Source organism: Scytonema hankhaensis NUACC26 (genome assembly GCF_045865695.1).
Lineage (GTDB): Bacteria > Cyanobacteriota > Cyanobacteriia > Cyanobacteriales > Nostocaceae > Scytonema.
Map to the genome: position 1 here is coordinate 1 of NZ_BAACAP010000061.1, position 9,448 is coordinate 9,448.

9 protein-coding genes are annotated in these 9,448 nt (G+C 40.8%); 7 read left to right on the forward strand and 2 right to left on the reverse strand.

Annotation, left to right across the window (positions count from 1 at the left end; genetic code table 11):
• From ACKTT2_RS01480 to modA, 5 genes are all read left to right on the forward strand, one after another.
• Positions 1–489, forward strand: a 489-nt coding sequence (locus ACKTT2_RS01480; protein WP_500691369.1) for a NifH family ATP-binding protein, incomplete at its 5' end; no start/stop codon positions are given.
• A gap of 600 nt (positions 490–1,089) precedes the next feature.
• Positions 1,090–2,469: a nitrogenase iron-molybdenum cofactor biosynthesis protein NifE gene (gene nifE, locus ACKTT2_RS01485; protein ID WP_407883242.1), complete on the forward strand. Its 1,380-nt coding sequence runs from the start codon at positions 1,090–1,092 to the stop codon at positions 2,467–2,469.
• 1 nt (position 2,470) lies between these two features.
• The gene (gene nifN, locus ACKTT2_RS01490; protein ID WP_407883245.1) at positions 2,471–3,793 is read left to right on the forward strand and encodes a nitrogenase iron-molybdenum cofactor biosynthesis protein NifN; all 1,323 of its coding nucleotides are present in this window, start codon (positions 2,471–2,473) and stop codon (positions 3,791–3,793) included.
• Between the two features lie 110 nt (positions 3,794–3,903).
• Positions 3,904–4,311 (forward strand): peptide-methionine (R)-S-oxide reductase MsrB, encoded by a 408-nt coding sequence (gene msrB / locus ACKTT2_RS01495; RefSeq protein WP_407883247.1) that lies wholly within the window; start codon positions 3,904–3,906, stop codon positions 4,309–4,311.
• A 219-nt stretch (positions 4,312–4,530) separates the two neighbouring features.
• Entirely contained in the window at positions 4,531–5,466 is a 936-nt protein-coding gene (gene modA / locus ACKTT2_RS01500; protein WP_407883249.1) for a molybdate ABC transporter substrate-binding protein, read from the forward strand.
• 347 nt (positions 5,467–5,813) lie between these two features.
• On the opposite strand, the gene ACKTT2_RS01505 is transcribed toward modA, so the two are convergent.
• Positions 5,814–7,025, reverse strand: coding sequence for a transposase (locus tag ACKTT2_RS01505; RefSeq protein ID WP_407883251.1), 1,212 nt, complete (start codon positions 7,023–7,025; stop codon positions 5,814–5,816).
• 758 nt (positions 7,026–7,783) lie between these two features.
• Here ACKTT2_RS01505 and ACKTT2_RS01510 point away from each other — a divergent pair.
• On the forward strand, positions 7,784–8,071 hold the full coding sequence (locus ACKTT2_RS01510; RefSeq protein ID WP_407883253.1) for a hypothetical protein: 288 nt from the start codon (positions 7,784–7,786) through the stop codon (positions 8,069–8,071).
• Between the two features lie 243 nt (positions 8,072–8,314).
• On the opposite strand, the gene ACKTT2_RS01515 is transcribed toward ACKTT2_RS01510, so the two are convergent.
• Positions 8,315–8,524 carry a TOBE domain-containing protein gene (locus ACKTT2_RS01515; protein WP_407883255.1) on the reverse strand — a complete coding sequence of 70 codons (210 nt, stop codon included), beginning with the start codon at positions 8,522–8,524 and terminating at the stop codon, positions 8,315–8,317.
• A gap of 568 nt (positions 8,525–9,092) precedes the next feature.
• On the opposite strand from ACKTT2_RS01515, the gene ACKTT2_RS01520 reads away from it, so the two are divergent.
• The coding region (locus ACKTT2_RS01520; RefSeq protein WP_407883257.1) for a beta-class carbonic anhydrase at positions 9,093–9,448 on the forward strand (356 nt) is incomplete at its 3' end.

Below are 9,448 nucleotides of genomic sequence, written 5' to 3' on the forward strand. Positions count from 1 at the left end.
GCTAACAACATCGCTCGCGGTATTCTCAAATATGCTCACTCTGGTGGCGTGCGTTTGGGTGGTCTAATTTGTAACAGCCGTAAAACTGACCGGGAAGACGAATTGATTACCACATTAGCATCCCGATTAAGCACTCAGATGATTCACTTCGTACCTCGTGACAACATCGTGCAACACGCTGAGTTACGCCGGATGACTGTAAACGAGTACGCGCCTGATAGCAATCAAGCTAACGAATACCGTGCATTAGCAGACAAGATTATCAGCAATAACAATCTTGCCGTTCCTACACCCATTTCAATGGAGGAATTAGAAGAGTTGTTGATTGAGTTTGGTATTCTCGAGAGCGAAGAAAATGCGGCAAAACTGGTTGGCGTAGCCAAAGCTCAAGAAGAAGCCGAGAAAAAGCAAGAAGATCGAGTCGGCGAAGCGTTAGATGCATTGAAAAAAGGAAACGTAGAAATTGTTTCTGGTAGCGATAAGAAGTAAGGTTATTGTTCCAGTTCGCTGGTGAAGACTAGGTAAGCAATGAGGTGGGCTTTTTATGCCCGCTTGACCTTGAATCGTTGTCAGGATTTGGAGGTGGTCAGATGACTGATGTATAGTTTTGCAGCTTTTAAATTTTCCGTGTCAGCATAAATCTGTCTGGAATTATGTAGCAAAACTATTAATTAAATTTGTTTTCTCCTTTGATTTGGTTGGATATCTTTTAGGGAATGGAAAATTATTGCTCTTTTCCATTCCCCTTTTTTTTCTAAGGTAAATACATTAAATTTACAAAAAATCAAAATAAATTATGACAATTTCATTTACAATCTGCAAATAAATTAGCAATTTGTATGTTATTCTGACAATAGGAATCAAAAAAGCGTAAATTAAATAGGTGAAGCGTTAGAAGTAATTCAAATAGGCAACGTGGAAATAGTTGCTGATGACAAGAAGTCAAGCTTTCACTCCTGCTCTTAAAGCTGCCGAATCAATAGAAGAAAGATAACCTAATTAGGTGGGCTATTTCAGATCGCCTTTCTCTTCAATCATTGGACATATATTCAGTCTTGAAAACTTCCTACTCATTAATCACGCTTAGAAATGAAAACTAACCCAGGGGAAATCAACGATCTGCCTAATGAGCCAACATACCAAGGCGATCGCCAAAAACACACAAAAGAAAACGAGAATTACACGCAATCGAAGCAACTTAATGCTAGAGAAGATTGTGCTTTTGATGGAGCAATGATGGCTCTTGTACCAATTACTGATGTGGCTCATGTAATTCACGGACCGAGTGGCTGCATTAACAACTTCTGTCAAAATCTCAATAGTCTTTCTTCTGGTTCACTTCTGTATCGGGTTCGCTTCACAACTGATATGGAAGAAAGCGACATCATTTTCGGGGGAGCCAAAAAGCTTTACAAAGCTATTGTAGAATTGAAAAGACGTTACAAACCCTCAGCAGTGTTTGTATACTCCACTTGTGTATCTGCTCTCATTGGGGACGATATTAATGGAGTCTGCTCAGATGTTACAGAACAAATAGGAATTCCCGTGATTCCTGTAGATTCTCCTGGATTTGTTGGCGGTAGCAATCAGGGGATTCGTCTCGCGGGTGAAACTTTGCTCGATCGCGTCATTGGAACAGAGGAACCAGAATTTACGACTCCCTATGATATTAACTTGATCGGCGAATACAACATTGCAGGTGCAATTTGGAAAATCTTACCGTTATTTGAGAAATTGGGTATCAGAGTCTTGGCAAAAATCACAGGTGACGCACGCTACAAAGAAATTTGCTATGCTCACCGTGCAAAGCTGAATGTGGTAAGTTCTTCCTCCCCGCTGCTGAAAATGGCGAAAAAGATGGAACAACGTTATGGTATTCCCCACATTGAATCATGTTTCTACACCATAGAAGATGTCAGTCGATGTCTGCAGAATATTGCAGCACAATTCAATGACCCTAAGTTACTCGAACGTACAGAAAAGTTGATTGCAGAAGAAACTGCTGTTATCAATGAAAAACTCACTCCTTATCGCGCCTGTCTTCAAGGTAAACGTATTGTTATTTATACTGAAGGTGTGAAAAGTTGGTCTGTAATTTCTGCAGCTCGCAATCTAGGGATGGAAGCGATCGCTATTAGCCCTTGCAAAACTAGTCGGTCTGAGAAAGCTAAAATAAAAGAGTTATTGGGTAAGGATAGCATCATTCTAGAGTCAGAAAATCCAAAAGACATCATACAAATAATTAACGAACACAAAGCCAATTTGTTAATTGCTGGCGATCGCTATCAAGACATTGCTCTAGAGGCTGCCATTCCTTTCCTAAACATCAATCAAGAACATTATTTTTCTTATGCAAGCTATACAGGAGTTTTAGAAGTGGCACTCCAACTCTATACAACTCTTAATAGCCCAATATGGAAACAAGTACGTAAATCTGCTCCGTGGGATGTGGAGAAAAAAGGTGAATAACATGGCTATTGTGAGCGTGACAAGTACATCAGTTGCAGTGAATCCTCTCAAACAAAGCCAAACCGTAGGTGCAGCCTTAGCCTTTTTGGGATTAAAGGGTATGTTACCAACCTTACATGGTTCTTCTGGCTGTACTGCGTTTACCAAAGCTGTTTTGGTACAGCATTTACATAAGGTTGTTCCCCTTTCCACAACAGGGATGACAGAGGTTGCAACTATCTTGGGTGGCGAAGAGAATGTAGAACAAACACTCCTCTGTTTGATTGAGAAGCACAAGCCAGAAATTGTTGGTTTGTGTACTACTGGATTAACAGAAACCAGAGGGGATGACATGGGACGTTTTCTCAAAGATCTTCATCAACGTTATCCAGAATTTAATAATTTACCATTTATACTAGTTTCTACGCCAGATTTTAAGGGTTCGTTACAGGATGGTTTTGCTGCTGCCGTTGAGAGTATAGTCAGGGAATTGCCTCAAACGAATGAAAAGCAAAATGCCGATCCAAGGCAAATCACAATTTTGGTCAGTTCTGCTTTTACTCCAGGTGATGTAAAAGAGATCGAACAGATGTGTCTTGCTTTTGGATTAAAACCTATTATCGTGCCCGATCTTTCTGCCGCACTCAATGGTTTATTAGAAAATTCTTACAGTGCCATAACAGACAATGGTACAACTTTAACCCAACTTAGAGAAATTGGCTGTTCTGCATTTACTTTAGCACTTGGTGAGAGTATGCGGGGTGCCGCTCAGATTTTAGAAGAGAGATTTAAGACACCATTAGAGGTTTTTGGCGAACTGACAGGGCTAGAAGCAACAGACAAATTTCTGCACGCATTGATGGATATCAGTGGCACAAGTGTACCGGAAAAATACTGTCAGCAACGCCGTCAGTTGCAAGACGCCATGCTTGATACTCACTTTTACTTTGGTTGCAAACGGGTTTCTCTAGCACTCGAACCAGATTTACTGTGGTCAGTAATTCATTTCCTACAGTCAATAGGAACTCATATTCATGCAGCAGTCACCTCTACACGTTCTCCTTTGCTGGAAAAACTTCCCATTGGTAGTGTCACTATTGGCGATTTAGAAGATTTTGAGCAACTAGCAGTTGGGTCAGACTTGCTGATTGCTAACTCCCATGCAGCGGAAATCGCACTCCGTCTCCAAATTCCTCTTTACCGTCAGGGGATTCCTATTTTTGACCGTTTAGGTTACGCTCATCTGACTAAAGTTGGCTACCGAGGTACTATGCAACTTCTATTTGATATTAGCAATATTCTTCTAGAGAAAGAACAAGCGAAGTTTGATGCAAGAGCGTGCTAAAGTCAACAAAAGGTAACATGACTTTCTGAACCTTGCATTGTTATGTGGTCTAGGAAAGATATAATAATTGTATATATTGATAACAAAATCTCACTGCAAAGTCAGAAGTTATGGTAAGTTCCAAAAAAGAGTTTGAAATCACTAAAACTGAGGAAGAGTGGCGCAAGATTTTGACCCCGGAACAATATAGAGTCATGCGCGAACATGGCACAGAGCGTGCTTGCACCTCACCTCTAGATAAGCAATACACTGAGGGGACTTATGTGTGTGCCGCGTGCGGACAGCCGCTTTTCACATCGAAAACAAAATTTAACAGTGCTACAGGCTGGCCTAGTTTTTTCCAACCAATAGAAGGTGCGATCGGCACAAATATAGATAAGTCATTTTCTATGACTAGAACTGAAGTCCATTGCAGTCGCTGTGGCGGACATTTAGGTCATGTGTTTGACGATGGTCCTGCACCTACTGGTAAACGTTACTGCATGAATGGTGTTTCTCTTAACTTTATTCCAGACTAATTTTTGTCTGTCTTGAATTCAAGGGCTATTTGTACCAAGAGCGATCGAATTGCGATCGCTCTTGGTATATTACTTTAATTCCTTCTTTTACCAATTTTTTTGGTAAAGAATTTCCTATTAAATAAATTGGATTGATAGGAATTATTTATACGAAAAATACTTTATATAAATAACTTCTAAAGTAAAAACCAATAACTGCATTTACCAAATTAGTTCCAGATGAGAAGAAAAAGCATTTTCAACCAAACTGGCTCACTATTCATCATGCTCCTATTGGTGTTCAACTATCGCCCAATTAAAGCGGTAGCCCAAGAAGCACCTCCAGAACAGCAAGTTACCAACCTCAACGCTTATGCAGCAAGTAGCTTGACCAACGCTTTGCAACAGATTGAGCCAATTTACGAGCAAAGCAGACAAAATGTCGATGTAAACTACAACTTCGGGGCTTCAGGTACTCTTGCAAATCAGATATTACAAGGAGCGCCAGCAGATGTCTTTTTCTCAGCAGCAGAAAGCAACATACAAGATTTAGAGAATACTAACCTCTTGCTACCAGGAACTAGGCGGGACTTACTTAGCAACCGCTTAGCTATAGTTACACCCCTGAACTCGATACTATCTGTATCAAGTGTTCAAGACCTTACCAGTCCAGATGTAAATCGGGTGGCGGTTGGCGATCCCAGCGTTGTTCCCGCAGGACAGTACGCCCAAGAATTATTCAACTCCAGTGGGGTAAGCGATCGACTCCAACCCAAACTTGTTTTTGGTAACAATGTGCGCGAAGTACTCAATTTAGTAGAAACTGGCAACGCCGATGCGGGCATTATCTACATTACAGATGCTCTACAATCAAGCCAAGTTAATGTTGCAGCTATTCCCCCTACCAATGCCTACTCTCCGATTATCTATCCGATCGCTGTACTTCAAAGTAGTTCAAACCCAGATGTAGCCATAGACTATACCAATTTTCTCGGCAGCCCACAAGCAATCTCCGTGTTTAAGCAATACGGATTCAGCCCTGCTACTAGTGTTGTTCCTGCTTCCGTCCTCGGAAGTACGAACAGTCGGATTCCCGTTCCCGAACCTAGTGCAGTAGGAGGCATATTCGCTTTAAGTGCTTTAGGGAGACTCATAAAACGCCGTAAAACGGTATAAAACGGTGTAATTGATTGTTATCTGAGTGAGAGGTAGTCAAAACGGCAATTGGTGCTTTTGCCTCCTACCTGTCTATCTAGATGTTGGTCAGCTCCCACTGACCAGATTCTTAAAGGCAGCACTTTTGGTATGCTTAGAGTCAAGCCAGCCCAACTCAACCGCATCCCGCAAGCTCTGACCATGACCCTCCAAGAACCGCGCGGTACGACGCAATAATACAGTTTGAACTTCCTCCGCTTTCATGTAGCGGTGGATATCCTTGTCCTGTCCGTTCGCTGTGAATATTCTTCGCTGCATTTAGATCCGCCTGCAATACGACCCCATTAAACCTGGTAAAGCAGTCCCCATTACGTTTCCCTAAAAGGGCTCCCGTCACCCTTGTCTACTTGCGACGTATAGCTAGCAGCAACCTCTGAAATAGTGGAATTGCTCCAACTAGCCCATTTCTCCAAACTATCTCGTAGATAGCCTTTTACCCAGCTATTCAATTTGCGAGACATCGCTTTAGATTGACGCTTATTTTTGATGGGTTGCGTTAAATCTTCAGCAAAAACTTTTAATGAACCACCTTTAAATAATGACTTGGATGCTCGTCCAATTAAACTAGCAATGGCGCTAGTGTCTTGACGCTCGCGCTTATTCTCTGTCTTGCGAGTTAAGTTATTTTCTAATATTCTGGCAGCTTTTGCAGAGTCATGCGGTCTGACTTTATTGAACAATGCAAACAGTTTTCCTCGGTTTCTATTCTTTTTGGTGATGCGATTAGATTTTTGGGTAAGCAGTTCTCCTAACCCTTCACCATGTACTTGACCTCTCGAATCATAAAATGCTTCAGTGTACCCTTTATCGATCCCAATCTCAGTCTTAACAGCCTTCGGATCAATAGATAATTCTCCAAAATTCACCAAAAAATGAATTTCAAACCGTTCTAAGTCCCGATTATGTATGACCCGAATTTGTCCAGTTATTTTCCGATTACTTTTAACAGTTAAAGCTATCCGTTTCCCTTTAGTTAATCCGGAGATTTCTAACTTATATTTATACCGGGAAACTCGCGTACATGAGTAACCATTTGGTTGATAAACAATCTGATTGCTAGTCTTAGTGTGTCCGCGCTGAAATTCTTTTCTAACAATCCGATGCAAAAATGAATCTTCTAGAAAAGCGGGACTTTTTAGTTTCTCATAGCATTCTTTTCGCGTTGATTCATGCTCAATACCTGGAGATCTTTGATAGATTAGCGCTCGGAGATTAGCGACAGTTGCCGCTTGTTGAGCCAGTATTGCCTTAGCAACATCGCTCACCGTCCATTCCATTAATTTAGATGGCAATCCCAGAGATTGGGGGGTACGAAATGAGCGGACTTCTGGATAAGCTTGACGCCAATCCATTCCCCAATGACGCACGCTACCTAACTTGTTGTAGGACTCGGCTCGCACAACACCTAAGCGCTCCATAATATCTAATAATTCCGTCTGAGTTTCTGAACTAACACTCACAATTTCAACAACTTGAGTTGAGAATTTTTGAACGATATTTTTTGGTTTTCGCTTAGACATCGTTTGAACCTCCTATAATTCATTATTACACGGCTTGTCCAATTTCTCCGAAACCTAATTGAATCCTTTTCTCATATTTCCGCCTCCCGTCTAATTTAGAACTAAAACAATGCATAAGGCTCATAAGGTAACCAGATCTTTTTTGTGCTTCAATAGGCGTCGAATACATTGTCATAGGGTGTCTCTTTTGCACCATTATACTCCGACTTACTCCAAGAAGCCGCCTTCTAGTCAAATGGCGTTGGCATAGGATTACTTAAACGCAAAAAACTTTATGCTGGCAGTTAAAGGATTTTCATAGCTGTCAATTAAAAAAGCCCCGATCTTGCAACGAATGGGGCTGAAAATATTTACAGTTTAAATTTTTTACCAACCAAATTGGTAATTAGTAACGATTGCTACAATTGTAGCAATAGAATTGATGCAAAATTTATCAATAGAAATCTCTAGAAATTAATTATGCATTACCCAAAAGTCTTGGTAGGGGCGCAACGCCTTACGCCCTTACATCTTTTCCACGCCTAGGTCTAATAATTAAAAACAAATATTTTTCCTGAAGTTTACATAATTGTTTCTGAAGATTGCCGTAAGTATTTATATCTAAATCAAAAAGCGATCGATTGCAGATATTACAAATACACAATTGTTATGACCGTTAGGTAACAGTTTCGGTATTGAAAACTCAAAATCAGAAAAGGCTTCAGGACTTGTTGTCCGATTGAATACTAAACCTATTCAGGTACAGTGAGGGTATACCAATGATTAATCAATTGCTCACACCTCGTGAACTGAGAAATATTGCTATTGAGGGTTACGCAAAAGACGGACGTGGGTTTGTTCGATTTGTTACAGGCGTACACGAGTGTGAGAACAGTCAGTATCACGCAGAACAAGACTGTGAGAATTTTATCGATGAACCAAATGGGTTACATTTAAAGCGCTTGCTACAAGTTTACAATCCCCTCGTAGAGTTTGTACTATTCGTAGATTTTGAACATCAAGGCAAGCGATCGCATTTGTATCCACGTCTTATACCACTGTTATGAGTTAACACTGTTAGTAAATTGCAAACGTCTCTATCGACAGCAATTTGAATCCCAATCAACCACACCTTAAGGAATATCTGTTGCTAGTTCTAAGTTCTGAATGCGAGCGCGTTAATTTAACCCAAAAGCTTTACCAGCCCCGTCTTTCTCAACGGGGCTTTTAACTACTTAGGTAAAGGCAAGAGAGATACCAACTCGTTGCTGTTTATAGCTAAGCGATCGCGACACCACAAACAGGGATCTCTAGTCAACTGAAATTATAACATCAGATGCTTTAATGACAGCATAAGCTTCTTTTCCTTCTTGAAGCCCCAAATTTTCTGCTGATATTTTTGTAATAATTGCAGTCACTTCTATCCCTGGTGCGATTTCAAGCAGCACTTCATCATTTACAGATCCAGTGTGAATTGCTTTTATGGTACCTTTTAGAGCATTACGAGCACTTACTTTCATAGTCATGCAACTCCTGATTTTTTCTATTTTTGAACAGATTCACATACTAGCAAACGGACATTTTTATGTGTCACTATTTTTAGTATTATTAACCTTATCTTAACCTGTATATTGACTTGCCTATAGTATCCATATATGGCGAAGAGAGTACTGACCCAATTGCGTGCAACACCTGTTGTCCCGTCGTCCGAACATACAATCGGGGCGAACGCCACCAACGAGAACATACAAGAGCTTTCAGCCAGTGACAACAAGAAAAAGTCGGGCACGCGTGTCGGACAACGCAAACTTCAACGAGATGCTGTTGGAAAAAGTACGAGTCTTTAATTATCGCGAATGATAATCATGACGTGAGGGGAATTTGATTGAGGATGCCGACTTAACGGATTTGCTAACCCCACAATCTTATAACTCAGACTTTGTAATAACTGATGCTGATTACATTGTGATGGATAGATAAAATAACTAAATAATTTGACTCCCGTGAGTGCCAACTTGGTGTCTGACACTGGGGTTGTCGCCGCAATACACCGTCAAAGTTACACTCCTATCAATAAAATTTCAAGTCATGTTGCACCAAAAAGTTGACCAAGATTTATCAGACAGGAAAAACTGGGCACTACGACGTCAGTTGGGAATTCCCAATAACAAACGCCTGTGGGTATTAGCTTGCATGGATGAGCGTTTACCAGTGGAGAAAGCCTTGGGAATTGGAGAAGGAGATGCTCATATTTTCCGTAATGCAGGAGGGGTAGTGACAGATGACGCGATTCGGTCTGCCATGTTAACAACGCAGTTTTTTGGAACTAAAGAAATTATCGTCATCAACCATACTGAATGCGGCATGATGACTACTTCTGGAGACTTTATCAGTCATTTCTTAGAAACAAAAGGAATTAATTTAGACCAGACATCCATCGATCC

Coding starts and splice junctions, on each gene's coding strand:
- nifE (WP_407883242.1), top strand. CDS start 1,090: ATGAAAACTAACCCAGGGGAAATCAACGATCTGCCTAATGAGCCAACA.
- nifN (WP_407883245.1), top strand. CDS start 2,471: ATGGCTATTGTGAGCGTGACAAGTACATCAGTTGCAGTGAATCCTCTC.
- msrB (WP_407883247.1), top strand. CDS start 3,904: ATGGTAAGTTCCAAAAAAGAGTTTGAAATCACTAAAACTGAGGAAGAG.
- modA (WP_407883249.1), top strand. CDS start 4,531: ATGAGAAGAAAAAGCATTTTCAACCAAACTGGCTCACTATTCATCATG.
- ACKTT2_RS01505 (WP_407883251.1), bottom strand. CDS start 7,025: ATGTCTAAGCGAAAACCAAAAAATATCGTTCAAAAATTCTCAACTCAA.
- ACKTT2_RS01510 (WP_407883253.1), top strand. CDS start 7,784: ATGATTAATCAATTGCTCACACCTCGTGAACTGAGAAATATTGCTATT.
- ACKTT2_RS01515 (WP_407883255.1), bottom strand. CDS start 8,524: ATGAAAGTAAGTGCTCGTAATGCTCTAAAAGGTACCATAAAAGCAATT.